The organism is Flavobacterium sp. B114r (assembly GCF_056824125.1).
The window spans coordinates 4,509,955-4,524,775 of sequence record NZ_CP124858.1 but is presented as its reverse complement, the minus strand read 5'-3'; the positions used below and the strand labels follow the sequence as shown (position 1 = coordinate 4,524,775).

10 protein-coding genes are annotated in these 14,821 nt (G+C 36.3%); 8 read left to right on the top strand and 2 right to left on the bottom strand.

What is annotated here, in order from left to right:
* The first annotated feature begins 85 nt into the window (after window positions 1–85).
* The 3 genes from QLQ94_RS18955 (at window position 86) to QLQ94_RS18945 (ending at window position 2,914) form a co-directional block, all read left to right on the top strand.
* Window positions 86–826, top strand: coding sequence for a (Fe-S)-binding protein (locus QLQ94_RS18955; RefSeq protein WP_271335902.1), 741 nt, complete (start codon window positions 86–88; stop codon window positions 824–826).
* Between the two features lie 107 nt (window positions 827–933).
* A complete protein-coding gene (locus QLQ94_RS18950) occupies window positions 934–2,334 on the top strand; it encodes a lactate utilization protein B (protein ID WP_271335903.1) in 1,401 nt (466 codons plus the stop codon).
* The gene (locus QLQ94_RS18945) at window positions 2,327–2,914 is read left to right on the top strand and encodes a LutC/YkgG family protein (protein ID WP_482498161.1); all 588 of its coding nucleotides are present in this window, start codon (window positions 2,327–2,329) and stop codon (window positions 2,912–2,914) included. Before QLQ94_RS18950 ends, QLQ94_RS18945 begins: the two co-directional genes overlap by 8 nt.
* An 87-nt stretch (window positions 2,915–3,001) precedes the next feature.
* On the opposite strand, the gene QLQ94_RS18940 is transcribed toward QLQ94_RS18945, so the two are convergent.
* Together QLQ94_RS18940 and QLQ94_RS18935 are read right to left on the bottom strand one after the other, a co-directional pair.
* A complete protein-coding gene (locus tag QLQ94_RS18940) occupies window positions 3,002–3,589 on the bottom strand; it encodes an NAD(P)H-dependent oxidoreductase (RefSeq protein WP_427402492.1) in 588 nt (195 codons plus the stop codon).
* Window positions 3,586–4,554 carry an alpha/beta hydrolase gene (locus QLQ94_RS18935; RefSeq protein WP_271335906.1) on the bottom strand — a complete coding sequence of 323 codons (969 nt, stop codon included), beginning with the start codon at window positions 4,552–4,554 and terminating at the stop codon, window positions 3,586–3,588. Before QLQ94_RS18935 ends, QLQ94_RS18940 begins: the two co-directional genes overlap by 4 nt.
* A gap of 124 nt (window positions 4,555–4,678) precedes the next feature.
* On the opposite strand from QLQ94_RS18935, the gene QLQ94_RS18930 reads away from it, so the two are divergent.
* From QLQ94_RS18930 to QLQ94_RS18910, 5 genes are all read left to right on the top strand, one after another.
* Window positions 4,679–5,527 (top strand): AraC family transcriptional regulator, encoded by an 849-nt coding sequence (locus QLQ94_RS18930; RefSeq protein WP_271335907.1) that lies wholly within the window; start codon window positions 4,679–4,681, stop codon window positions 5,525–5,527.
* A gap of 264 nt (window positions 5,528–5,791) precedes the next feature.
* A complete protein-coding gene (locus tag QLQ94_RS18925; RefSeq protein ID WP_271335908.1) occupies window positions 5,792–8,536 on the top strand; it encodes a substrate-binding domain-containing protein in 2,745 nt (914 codons plus the stop codon).
* Window positions 8,537–8,760: 224 nt separating this feature from the next.
* Complete coding sequence (locus QLQ94_RS18920) at window positions 8,761–10,119, top strand: sugar porter family MFS transporter (RefSeq protein ID WP_271335909.1); 1,359 nt, start codon at window positions 8,761–8,763, stop codon at window positions 10,117–10,119.
* The gene (locus QLQ94_RS18915) at window positions 10,082–11,689 is read left to right on the top strand and encodes a glycoside hydrolase family 32 protein (protein ID WP_271335910.1); all 1,608 of its coding nucleotides are present in this window, start codon (window positions 10,082–10,084) and stop codon (window positions 11,687–11,689) included. The genes QLQ94_RS18920 and QLQ94_RS18915 overlap by 38 nt, the downstream gene beginning before the upstream one ends.
* A 23-nt stretch (window positions 11,690–11,712) precedes the next feature.
* On the top strand, window positions 11,713–14,817 hold the full coding sequence (locus tag QLQ94_RS18910) for a SusC/RagA family TonB-linked outer membrane protein (protein WP_482498158.1): 3,105 nt from the start codon (window positions 11,713–11,715) through the stop codon (window positions 14,815–14,817).
* Window positions 14,818–14,821: the final 4 nt, after the last annotated feature.

Here is a 14,821-nt window from a genome sequence, read left to right as displayed (position 1 = left end):
CGCAATCACGATTGCGAGATAAAAAAAAAGATAAAAAAAAACTTTGTGACTTTGTATCTCACACGGGTTTAAAAAATATAAAAAAATGAAAATCGGATTATTTATACCGTGTTATGTAGATCAGTTTTATCCAAAAGTAGGTATTGCCACCTATGAACTTTTGCAGAAATTAGATTGCGATGTTCATTTTCCAATGGGACAAACCTGCTGTGGTCAACCTATGGCAAACAGCGGATACCAATATTTAACCAAAGGCTGCGATGCTAATTTTATCGCCAATTTTGCAGGATTCGATTATATTGTCTGCCCATCGGGAAGTTGCGTTTTACATGTAAAGGAACATTTACATGACCAGAATCAAGAAGAAGTAGCCGCAGAGATGAGAAGGAAAGTATTTGAACTAACAGAGTTTATTACCGATATTCTAAAAGTAGATTCCATCCACGGAAATTTCCCGTACAGAGTAGGAATGCACGTAAGTTGTCACGGTCAGCGTGGATTAAAGCTTTCGCAGATGACAGAGCTTAATGCCCCATTTTTTTCTAAACCAGAACAATTATTGCACAATATAAAAGGATTGGACTTGGTTTCGTTATCCAGAAAAGATGAATGCTGTGGTTTTGGAGGAACATTCTGTGTGACCGAAGAAGCCGTTTCTGTAAAAATGGGACAAGACCGAATAAAGGATCATGAAAACCAGCATGTAGATTATATTACAGGTGGGGATATGTCGTGTCTGATGCATTTAGAAGGAATTCTGAAAAGACAAAAAAGCCCGATCAAAACCATTCATATCGCCGAAATTTTAAATTCACTAGGAAATTAGGTGATTTTAAAATTAAACTTAAAATTCTTTTTACCAGTAAGAGATTAAATAATTTAAGTTAAAGCTTTATAAACTTAATCTCTTAATGGTGAAATAAATAAGAAAAAATGTCTTCAAAAAAAATAATCGAACACAGCCAGGCCGCCACGCATTTTAATAAAGATGTAGAACGCGTAAACTGGCACGACGAAACACTTTGGTTTGTCCGTGAAAAGCGTGATAAGTCGGCGCATCAAATACCAGATTGGGAATTGCTTCGCGAAACCGCTTCACAGATTAAAAACAATGTGCTTTCTAATATTCATGATTATTTGATTGAATTTGAAGCCAATGCGCAGAAAAATGGTATCATCGTACATTGGGCGGCCGATGCAAAACAACACAACGAAATTGTACATTCGATTATGGCAAAGCACGATGTAAAGCAAATGGTGAAATCAAAATCAATGCTTACAGAAGAATGCCATTTGAATGATTATTTAGCCGAAAAAGGCATCGAAGTGATTGATTCAGACTTAGGAGAATATATTGTTCAGCTTCGTAAAGAACCGCCTAGCCATATTGTTTTGCCTGCCATTCACCTAAAAAAAGAAGATGTAAGTGAAACTTTTCATGAACATCTGGGAACAGAAAAAGGTAATATTGACCCTCAATATCTAACCGAATCAGCTCGTTTGAGTTTACGAAATACCTTCTTAACCAGAAAAGTAGCGTTGACCGGAGTTAACTTTGCGATTGCAGAAACGGGTGAAATCGTAGTGTGTACCAATGAAGGAAACGCAGACATGGGCGCACATCTAGCCGATGTTCATATTGCCAGTATGGGATTTGAGAAACTAATTCCCGAGCGCAAACATTTAGGTGTTTTCCTGAGATTATTGGCCAGAAGTGCAACTGGACAGCCTATTACCACATTCTCAAGTCATTTCAAAAAGCCTAGGGACGGAAAAGAAATTCATATCGTGATTGTCGATAACGGTAGGAGTACGCAACTGGGAAGAGAAGATTTTAGAAATTCCCTTAAATGCATTCGTTGTGGTGCGTGTATGAATACGTGCCCTGTTTACAGACGAAGTGGCGGACACAGTTATCACAATGCCGTTGCAGGACCAATTGGTTCTATATTGGCGCCCAATCTGGACATGAGTAAAAATGCCGACTTACCATTTGCAAGTACACTTTGTGGTTCTTGTACCAATGTTTGTCCTGTAAAAATTGATATACACGACCAATTGTATAAATGGCGTCAGGTTTTGGTAAAAGAAGGACATACACCAACATCCAAAACAATTGCAATGAATACCATGGCGAAAGTTCTCGCTAATCCAACGATTTTTAATATCGCAGGAAAATCAGGGCGTTTTGTGATGAAAAACATTCCAGGGCTAGTCAATAATAAAATGAACAAATGGTACGACCAGCGAGAAATGCCAGACGTTCCAGAGGAATCTTTTAGAGAATGGTACAAGAAAAATTCAAGAGAAGCAAAAGCAAAAGACAATGAGTAGTAAAGCGGATATTTTAAAAAAAATAAAGCAAAATCAACCTGCTTTTATTACAGACTTGCCTGATCTGAATCTTTTAAGTTCAGAGAATGCTGATGTGCTGGCAACCTATAAAACGGTACTGAAAAATATTGGAGGTGATCCCGTAGAAGTAACCAGTTATGCTGAAATCCTTGATTATATAAAGAAAAATTATGCACTCGAAAAACGCATCATAACCACAATTGCGGAGCTTTCTGAAATTGCATCTTTAGACTGGACAAGTGATGATCCGCATTCGCTTGCCGATGTGGAACTAAATATTATACAAGCTCATTTTGGTGTAGCTGAAAATAGTGCACTTTGGGTTACAGATGATGTACTTGGACAACGTGTATCGCCTTTTATTGCACAATATTTAGCTATTATAGTTCATAAAAAGGATATTTTGGCCACCATGCATCAGGCCTATGAAAGAATTGGCAATCAGCAGTATGGTTTCGGAACTTTTATCGCAGGACCATCAAAAACAGCTGATATCGAGCAGTCATTAGTTCTTGGAGCACATGGTGCAAGAGGATTGATTGTTTTTATGTTGGATTAAAAATCGTTGGGTATAATTTTCCGTGCTCAGACATAACTTTTATATGTTAAAAGCAATTATACCCAATGAGTTAATTATAAAAAAGATTCAAATCGATTTGGAGTCTAAGAAGGCTAGGTGTTTGATTTTCTTTAGCCATTGTAATGTGTCACTTTCGGTTAATTCATTCAAAGGTCCAATAAAATCACTTTCGATAGGAGATATTCCACAGTAAGCTAAAATCCCTTCTTTTAATTGTACTAGTCCGCTTGACTTATAGATTTCGTTGTAAATAGTTAGGGATAAATCTCCTGCGGTTGTAATAATTCTTCCTGTTTTTCCTTTTAATAATCCTTGGGTAACACCTTTCTCATCCCTCTTAAAGGTAATACCCGGAAGAAATGCCCTGTCGAAAAAACCTTTCATAATTGCTGGCATACCCAGCCACCACATAGGATGTATCCATACGGTATGTTCACTCCACTTAATATCCTCCAAGGCTTTTACCAAGTCAGGTTCCAATTCCATTCTTTGAGAATAACCGAACTCTAAATTAGCATTGAAGTTGAGCGCTCCGATGGCGATATAGCGAACTTGTGAACCGTTTTGTTTGGCAGAATTAATGTAAGTCTCTACAATTGCACTGTTTAAATTTTCTTTATCAGGATGCCCATTTATAACTACTATTTTTTTCATTTTTCAGGATTTAAAATTTCATTGTATAATTGAACTTGCTGTGTATAAAAAGCATCAGATAATTGACATGGAAAAAAATCAAAGGCGTGCACAGCTCCTTGTATTTCCAATAGATTAACTGCAATACCGGCCTGTTGTAATTTTGCAGCATATTTTTTTCCTTCGTCTCTCAGAGGATCCAATTCGCATACTATGATTGTTGCAGTTGGTAAATCTTTGAAATTGTCTTCCAATAACGGCACTGCATATCTTGGCGGCTTATCGATCAGGTGTGGTAAATAATGTTTCCACATCCATTGTGCTGCTTTTTTGCTTTGCATAGGAGCATTTGCTAAGTCTTGCATTGATTGGGTTTTCAGGCGATGATCCATTGCTGGATAAAGTAAATACTGGTGCTGAATTTCTACTTGCTTTTTATCTCTTGCCAGATGGGCAAGAGAAGCAGCAATAGTTGCTCCGGCGCTGCTTCCACCAATGATAATGTTGTTTTTATCCCCTTGGATATCCCCCGCATATTCAGACAACCAGAGCAGCGCATCATATCCATCTTCCAGAGCAGCCGGAAAAGGATCTTCAGGCGCCAATCGGTAATCGAGAGAAACAATTACTGCATTAATATCGATTGCCAATCTGAAAAATAAAAAATCATATTGCTCTGGAGTTCCATATATAAAAGCTCCTCCATGAAAATAAAGCAATACTGGTAAGGTACCTTTTTTGGCAGGTTTGTATGTTCTCAATGAGATGGTACGTTTATTTTTAGAAGAAGGAATCTGAATATTTTCCAGATGTAACTCATCAGGTATTTCAGCAGATTCTTCCTTTAATGACAATGTTAATTCCTTGGCTCTAATTTGCGCTGGATCATTCTCCAGCAAGCTTTCATAGTCTATCTGCATGTACTCACTTTTGATAATAGCCTGCCAAAGGTTGCTATCTATATTCTTCAAATTGGTGTTTTTCATATTCAGTGATTTTTATAATTCAACACAACCTTAACTTATAATCCTTATTTGTGCTTGGCAAAAGTAGACCGGTAAAGCGCCTTATTACAGGTATATTTCAAGCCTATTTAGGTATCTTTACCATATGGGAAGAGAAAATATTTATCAGTCACTCGAAGTATTTTATGAAAAAATCGATACATGTCCACTGCGTGACAGGCAGTTTAATTTTTTTGAAATGGTTTATGTTATATCAGGTAATGGAAGCTATTGTACAAATGGAAATAAAGTAGATTTTAGGTCGGGAGACTTATTTTTGACTACGCCCAATGATTGCCATGAATTTGACCTATATGGTATTTGTGAGTTTATAGTGGTTCGTTTTGGTGAAAATTATATTAGAGAATATCAATGGAAAAGCATCGATCATATTGAATGTCTTTTATATTATGCTTCTGATTTGACAGGTTCGGTTTTGGCGGGCCATCAAGATAAACAAATGGTTCGTATCCTTATGGGGCAGCTAGGGCAGACTATTGAGCATGACAATATTTATAACCAAGACCTGATTGCTCACTTAGTAAATGCGATTATTGTTATTGCTGCAAGAAATATATCAGCGGTTAAACCAAAAAATATTTCTCCAAGTGCAGATGTACGTATTATGCAAATATTGGATTATATTCAAGAGCATATACGTAATCCCGAACGCTTGAAAATAGCAGTAATTGCAGATCTATTTGGGTTATCGCCAACTTATCTTGGCAGTTATTTTCGTAAGCAATGTAGCGAAACCATTCAGCATTATATTTCTTCTTACAGGATCCGCCTGATAGAGCACAGACTACAATTTAGCGATAAAAGAGTTCATGAGATAGCAGATGAATTTGGATTTTCGGATGAAAGTCATGTTAATAAATTTTTTAAAAGACACAAAGGGATGAGCCTGAGAAGTTTTAGAATGAAGGGAACAAAACAAAGCTTTGCAGGTTAATTATCTATGTGTATAGTATCGTCTTATTTAACAGGAACAACGCGCCTTATCAGTAAGTCAGAGCGTTTTTTAAGTATCGCTGTTTTTGATTAAGATATTTCAATACTAAGTTGCAAAGATCAAATAAAAGTTTAATTTTACCTTATCATATATCCTTCCCGCTTGTCTGTGCAAAGTAATCCTTCCTAATTATTTTGGCAAGTTGTTGGTTCAGTAAGGTATTTTTTTTGAAAACTATTTTCATTTACATAAACTCATAATTTCATGTATCCATTTGTAAAATATATTTTGCTGCTATTTTTAGCATCATTAACTTTAGTTTCGTGCAGTCAAAAACAGGGAGATAAAATAAAAGTTGGTTTTTCGCAAGCAATGACCACAGACGATTGGCGCAAACAAATGACCAGTTCGATAAAAATTGAAGCTTCTCTCAGACCTGAAGTCGATTTAAAAATTACTGACGCCAATAACAATGTCAATAAACAAATTGAAGATATAGAGCGATTTATAGCCAATAAAGTAGATGTAATTATTGTATCTCCAATCCAGTCCAAACCCTTAACTGCAGTTGTAGAGAAGTCGATTAAAGCCGGAATTCCGGTTCTTGTTGTAGACCGCAAGATCGATGGCGAAAATTACACGGCTTATCTTGGAGCTGATAATATTGAAATTGGAAGAGTTGCCGCCCGATATATCATCTCACACAGCAAAGCTTCAGGCAAAATAGTCGAAATTACAGGCGCAAACGGTTCTTCACCGGCCTATGAGCGCAGTCTGGGATTTGATCAGATCATTAAAGGCAATAAACGTTTTACGATTGTCAATACCATTCACGGCAATTGGGAAAAAGAATCTGTTAATGCGCCCTTAAAAACAATTCTTTTACAAAATCCTGATGTTGAATACATTTTTGCCCATAACGATCGAATGGCATTGAGCGCCTGGGAAACGGCAAAGACAGTTGGATTAGAGAATAAAATTAAATTTTTAGGTGTAGACGGATTAAATTCTGTAAACGGAGGGATTGAACTGGTTAAAAGCGGAGTTTTAAACGGAACCATTTTATATCCTACGGGAGGAAATGAAGCTTTGAAACTGGCTTTAAAAATGTACCATAAAGAACCTGTTTCTAAGAACAATATTCTAAATACCATTGTGATCGACCAGAACAATGCTGAAATTATCGAGAACCAAATGGATAAGGTAGATCAGCAACAAGCGGTTATTGAGTCGCAGCAGGGAGCCATAAAAGTACAGGAAAAAGAGTATGCTTCCCAGAACAATCTGGTACGTTTGCTGAGTTTTTTCTTAGTGATTATTTTGAGTCTGACCATTTACAGTATTTATTCGACGATTTCTATTTCAAAAAAGAAAAAACAGCTTGAAAATATCAATCAAACCGTAATCTGTCAAAATAGTGAAATACAGGAAATGGCAAAGATTGCATCGAAAAGCAACGAAGCGAAACTGAATTTCTTTACCGGACTTTCCCATGAATTTAAAACTCCAATAACGCTGATTATGAGTTATGTGGAGTCCCTGATCGAAAATGAAAAAATCAAAGGAACCGCGCTTATTGACGAGGTAAAACTTATTCATAAAAACTCGAACAGATTACTGCGGTTAATAAATCAGCTACTGGATTTTAGAAAAATAGAAGAGCAAAAATTTACCCTAAGAGCTTCTAGAACTAAGATTTATGATTTTACCAATGAGGTAATGACTAATTTTAAAGGCGAAGCTGCCCGCAGAAATATCGATTTTCAGCTGACGATGAAAAATAAAAATCTGGAGTTGTTTATCGATAGAGGACTTATGGATAAAGTGTACTTCAACTTGCTTTCCAATGCTTTTAAATTCACACCGGATAACGGAAAAATAGCCATTTCGATTCTCGAAAATCAGGATAATACAGTAAAAATAAACTTTAAGGATTCGGGAATTGGAATTCCTGAAAATGAATTGTCCAACGTGTTTAGTCCATTTTTTAAAGCTTCAAACAATAATAAAAACAGTTCAGGAATTGGACTTCATTTGTCTAAAGAATTTGTGCTTTTGCATCACGGTACGATCGAACTCAAATCAAAACAAGGAAGTGAATTCGTGATTACTTTATTGAAAGCAAACAGTCATTTACAGCCTTCAGAGATTGTAAATGAAATAGAAAATCTCAATATTACTCCAAATCTTATAACAGATAATTTAGATATAGAACCTGATTTTAAAGAAGTAAACACAATTGCTGAATCAGAGAAACATTCCCTTTTAATCATAGAAGACAATATTGATCTAGTATCATTTTTAAAAGCAAAATTATCCGGTGAATATATGGTGTACGCTTCTGATGGAAGTGATGCTATTGAAAAAGCAATGGAAATTGTTCCCGATATCATTATTTGCGATATCAATTTAGTAGACAAAGATGGTTATGAAATTAGTAGAGAATTAAAAAAAGATCTGCGCTCTTCCCATATTCCTATTATTATTCTAACAGCGCAAAGCAACAAAGAATCGGTGTTAAAAGGATTGCAGAGCGGGGTTGATCAATATTTAACAAAACCATTTAGTCTTTCTATTTTAAAACAATCCATTTCGAGTTTGCTTTTCAACAGAGAAAAACTTCGTTATTATTACACCAATAATATTTACCGTGTTGAACCTGAGTCTAAATTTGGCAATCAGGAACAAACTTTCATAACCAAGATGAATGATATTATTAAGAAGAATGTTGAAAATCCTAAGTTTTCTGTCGAGGATTTAGCCGACAAGCTCGGAGTTTCAAGAGTTCAGTTGTACCGAAAAGTAAAAGCAATTATAGGAATCAATATTAGTGATCATATCAATAATGTCAAATTAGAGAAAGCTGCTGAGCTTTTAAAGTCTAATCAGATGAATATTTCTGAGATTGCGTACTCACTTGGATTCTCTTCTCCCAATTATTTTTCTACAGCTTTTAAGAATAAATTTGGAATTTCTCCTAAAGAATACAAAACATCAAATTCTAATTAATACAAAAGCATTCCATTTTATGTATCAATTTTGTACCAAATGTAACATAATCGAAACTACATGGTTTTCGTAATTAAATTTCAATAAGTATAAAACCTTGTAAATAAGACAGTTAATTCTTTTGTGTCAATCTATCAATATTTAAGGAATTAAATTGTAACATCATTAAAAATAAGTTGTTTTTTTTGCGGATATCTTAGCGATAAGTTTTTAATACATCTACAATGAACAAGATATTGATTTGGTCTGTTACTGCTGCACTGGCAGGTTTTCTATTCGGTTTTGATACCGTAGTTATTTCTGGAGCTGATAAACAATTACAGCTTCTATGGCATTCATCTGATGCTTTTCATGGATCTGTTGTTATGGCAATGGCACTTTGGGGAACTGTTATAGGAGCCATTTTTGGAGGAATTCCAACCAATAAAATAGGACGTAAAAAGACATTGTTCTGGATCGGAATCTTATATTTTATTTCTGCCATTGGTGCTGCTTTTGCAAACGATCCTTATGTATTTGCCGCTTTCAGGTTTATAGGCGGTTTAGGTGTTGGCGCCTCAACTATTGCTGCTCCGGCTTATGTATCAGAAATTGCTCCGCCAGAGAAACGCGGACGTTTGGTAGCGTTGTATCAGTTCAATATTGTATTAGGAATTCTAATTGCCTTTATATCCAATTTCTTTTTAAAGGATATCGGAGAAAATGCGTGGCGCTGGATGGTAGGAGTTCAGGCGATTCCATCCGTTATTTATATTCTTTTTATTCTTACAATCCCAGAAAGTCCAAGATGGTTATTGTCTAGAAACCGTGACGAAGAAGCCCGTAAAGTTTTGTTTCAAATTGATCCCACTGCGGATCTAAAAGATATCATGGATGATTCCAGAGAAAACGGAGTTACCAAACATGAGAATATCTTCATGAAAAAATATCGTTTTCCGTTGATGTTGGCTTTTTTAATTGCCTTTTTCAATCAGTTTTCAGGAATCAATGCCTTTTTATATTACGCCCCAAGAATTTTTCAAGAAGCAGGTTTAGGACAAAATACCGCTTTACTGAGCAGTATCGGCATTGGGATTACCAATCTTATATTTACCTTAATCGGAGTAGCATTAATTGACAAATTAGGAAGAAAGTTGTTAATGTACATTGGTTCTGTAGGATATATTATTTCCCTTGGATTAGTCTCTGCTTCGTTTTATTACAATTGGGGAGGATTATCAGTACCAATTTTCCTTTTCTTATTTATTGCTTCACACGCCATTGGGCAGGGAGCCGTGATCTGGGTTTTCATCTCAGAAATTTTTCCTAACCATATCCGCGCGTCGGGACAAGCTTTCGGGAGTTCCGTACACTGGGTTTTAGCGGCCATTATTCCCTCTTTAATTCCGATGCTTTTTTCAGAAATCGGACCTGATGTGGTATTCTTAATTTTTGCACTGATGATGGTGCTGCAGTTGCTCTTCGTAATTTTTATAATGCCTGAAACTAAAGGAATCTCTTTAGAAGTATTAAGTGAAAATCTAACCAAAAAAAATATCAAAAAACATGACATCAAAGAAACATCTACCGCTGGCATTTTATAGTGCAATGGTACTTTCTATTGGAGGATGCAAACCTTATTCGGCTTTTGCACAAACCACTGCTGTTGCAACAAACATTGCTACAGAAGAAAAAATGTACCGTCCTAATTTTCATTTTACTCCAAAAAATGGCTGGATGAATGATCCTAACGGAATGTTCTATGCTGATGGTTATTATCATTTGTATTACCAGCATTATCCTGAAAAAAGTGTTTGGGGACCTATGCATTGGGGGCACGCCATTAGTAAAGATTTAATCAAATGGGAGGAACAGCCAATTGCACTCTATCCTGAAAAAGACAAATATATTTTTTCTGGAAGTGCTGTTGTCGATACGCATAATACATCGGGTTTAGGTACCGGAAAAACGGCTCCTATTGTGGCGATTTATACGCTGCATGATATGACCAAAGAAAAAGAAGGAAAGATTGATGTAGAGCAGCAGGATATTGCGTATTCGAATGACAATGGTTTTACATGGCAGAAATTTGAACAAGGAAATCCAGTGATTAAAAATCCCGGAATTCGTGATTTTCGTGATCCAAAAGTAAATTGGGATGAAACCCATCAACAATGGATAATGTCTTTGGCAGCACAGGACAGAACTCAGTTTTACGCTTCAAAAGATCTTAAAAACTGGAAATATTTATCAGAGTTCGGAAAAAATATTGGCGCTCACGGAGGAGTTTGGGAATGCCCTGATTTCTTTGAGATAAAAGTAAAAGGAACCAATGAATCCAAATGGGTTTTAATTCAGAATTTGAATCCCGGCGGCGCGAACGGAGGATCGGGAACACAATATTTCATTGGTGATTTCGACGGAACAAATTTTACATTAGAATCTAATTTTGCTAAAAAAATAGAACAAGAAAAAGCGGCATGGCTTGATTACGGAAAAGATAATTATGCAGGCGTGACCTGGAATAATATTCCAAGTGCTGACGGACGAAGATTATTTATTGGCTGGATGTCGAATTGGGATTATGCACAACAAGTTCCAACACAATCCTGGAGAAGCGCCACAACAATTGCGCGTGAACTTCAGGTAATCAAAAAAGGGAACGATTATACTTTGATTAATTTTCCTGTAAAAGAAATAAACAAATACATTGGTAAAACAATCAAAGTGAAAAGCCTGAAAGGGAAAGGAAAATTAGTGTTGGTTCAAGCAGGGAAAATTGATTTGACTAAGGCGATGCTTCATTTTAATATCAGAAATCTTAAACAGGACACCTACACTTTTACACTTTCAAATGCAAATGGAGAAACGGTGACTTTCGGAATTAATAATACAGAACATTATTTATTTGTGGATCGCTTGAAATCAGGAAAAATTGATTTCTCAGAAAAGTTTGCCTCAACAATTACCAAAGCAGCTTTAGACGGAAGTCAAAAAGAAGGGATTTTTAAAATCATTCTGGACAAAACATCTATCGAAATATTTTACAACAATGGTGAAAAAGTAATTACTGAAATCTTTTTCCCAAACCAGCCGTATACCACTCTTTGCGTTTCTTCAAAAAATGGCGTTGAGCTGAGTAACTTAGAAATTAACCAATTAAATGTAAACTAACCTTAAAACCAAAACCACTAACTATGAAAACCAAACTCATTTATTTTCTATTTTTCTTCTTTCCAATGCTGGTTATGACCGCGCAGGAAACAGGAATTAAGGGAACAGTAATTTCTTCAGACGACGGAATGCCTCTTCCCGGAGCAACGGTACTTATTGCCGGAACCAATACCAGTACAGTAACAGATTTTGATGGAAATTTTTCTTTTCAAGAGGTAACTTCAGATGCAAAGATTGTCGTTTCTTTTATCGGATACAGCCCACAATCGATTGAAGTTAAAGGGCAAAAAACATTCAATATTACTTTAAAAGTAGACAACAACCAGCTCAATGAAGTGGTTGTAACGGGATACTCCAAACAAAAGAAAACCGATATTACAGGAGCCGTGGCCGTTGTAAACATGAAGGAAGTCATGACACAACCCGAACCCAACCCAATAAAAGCGCTGCAGGGAAGAGTGGCCGGGGTAAAGGTTTCGTCTGATGGTTCTCCAAGCGGAGCCAATACAAAAGTTGTGATTCGTGGAATAGGAACTTTAAACAACACAGATCCTCTTTATGTAATTGACGGAATGCCAACAAAATCCGGAATGCACGAACTAAACCCAAATGATATTGAATCGATTCAGGTTTTAAAAGATGCTTCTTCTGCCAGTATTTACGGTTCCCGAGCTTCAAATGGAGTTATTATCATCACGACCAAAAAAGGAAAAGAAGGTAAAATGAGAATCAATTTCAGCACTTATACTTCTTTTTCAGATTATTCCAGAAAACAGGAAGTATTAAATGCCGATCAGTTTGGGCAGGCTTTATGGCAGGCCAATATTAATGACGGCTTGAACCCTAACAACAATAATTTGCGTTATCAGTTTGACTGGTCTGTAAACAACAACAAACCACAATTGAACAAAGTTTTGATTCCTGAATATTTAGATGCGAATCAGACCCTGAAAGCTTCGGATACAGATTGGTACGATGCAATTTCGCAAACCGGAATCGCGAATTCGTATGATTTATCTGTTTCTAATGCATCAGACAAAGGAAGTTATGTTTTTTCTTTGGGGTATTATGGGAACGAAGGTGTTGTAAAAACGACTGATTTCGAAAGGATTTCTGCCAGAATGAATGGTTCTTATAAATATTTTGACGGTAAACTGGTAATTGGAGAAAATTTCTCGATGACGCGTACCAATGAAGTTACAGATCCAGGAGTTCTTGATCCTGCGCTTCGTGCTTTACCGATAATTCCGGTGCGTACTGTAGACGGAAAAGGCTGGGGAGGACCAGTAGGAGGAATGAACGACAGGCAAAATCCTGTTCGACTTTTAGAATATAACAAAGACAATAAATATGATTATTTGCGTCTTTTCGGAAATATGTATGCTGATTTAGAGATCATCAAAAATCTGCATATCAAAAGTAGTTTTGGTATTGATTATGGATCTTATAAAAAACGAACGCTGCAAAGAAGTTATCAATCAGGTTATCTGAAAAACGATCAGTCATCAGTAACCATTGATCAGTCGGTAAGTGATAAATGGACTTGGACGAATACTGCCATTTACAGTTTGAATTTCGGAAAAAGCAACCTGAATTTGATGGCAGGAACAGAGATGTACAAAGATGTTTATGATACGACAACTTTACGTAAAAATGACTTTTTGATAGAAACTCCTGATTATATGTATCCAGATGCTGGAACTGGAGAATCGTTTACCAGCGGAACTTCGACAACCTATTCTTTGCTGTCATATTTTGGAAAAGTAGATTATGAGTTTGATAACCGTTATTTACTTTCAGGTACGATTCGTCGTGACGGATCATCCCGTTTTGGAAAAAACAATCAATTTGGAACCTTTCCAGCAGTTTCGGCAGGATGGAGAATCAGCAATGAAAATTTCATTAAAAATAATGCGCCTGTTTTCTCTGATTTAAAACTAAGAGCAGGTTGGGGACAAACCGGAAATCAGGAAATCAGTAATACTGCGGTTTACAGTTTGTATTTGGCAAGTTATGCAGGCGGAAGTCCAACTTGGGCTACTTCTTACGGTACAGCTTATGATATTGCAGGAAACGGAAACGGTTTGCTTCCGTCTGGTTTTATTGCCACTCAGTCAGGAAATGATAATTTAAAATGGGAAACCACTACGCAAACCAACATAGGTTTAGATTTTGGATTATTCAAACAAAAATTAAGCGGTTCTGTAGATTATTACATCAAAAAAACAGATGATATTCTGGTTTTACCACCTTATTTAGGTGTAATTGGCGAAGGCGGAAATCGTTGGGTAAACGGTGCTTCGATGCAGAATGAAGGCTGGGAAGTTAGTTTAGGATACCATGACGAAACCTCATTTGGACTTAAATATGATATTTCGGCGAATGTTTCAGCCAATAAAAACAAGATTACAAAATTGCCTGATGAAGTACGAAATAGCTACGGAGGAGATGGACTTGACGATAATATCTTAGGTCGTCCAATTAACTCAATGTACGGTTATGTAGCTGACGAACTCTTTAAAAGTCAGGGCGAAGTAGATAACTCGGCCACTCAGGAAGGAAAAGGCCTAGGAAGAATTCGTTACAAAGATTTAAACGAAGACGGAGTTATTACAGATAAAGACCGTACCTGGATAGGAAATCCAAATCCGGGATTGACGTATGGTTTTAATTTGGGATTAGGGTATAAAAACTGGGATTTTACCACTTTCTGGGAAGGAGCAAGTGATGTTGATGTCATAAATAATACAAAATACCAAACTGATTTCTGGAGTGTTGATGATGTAGGTTCGAATAAAGGAACACGTTTATTAAACGCCTGGTCTGTTGATAATCCTAATTCTACTATTCCTGCCTTAACTACTGTAGACAGGAATGCAGAATCAAGATTTTCGACTTATTATGTAGAAAACGGAAACTATCTTAAACTTCGTGTCTTGCAGGTAGGATACAGTTTACCAAAAGATCTGTTGAAAAAAATGAATTTCGATAGCTTTAGATTGTACATCAGCGGTCAAAATTTACTGATCATTGATGCCAAAAGTTTTACTGGTGTAGATCCTGAAAATGCAGGATTTGGATATCCGCAGCCAACGACTTTTACGGCTGGTCTTAATTTTACTTTATAATAAA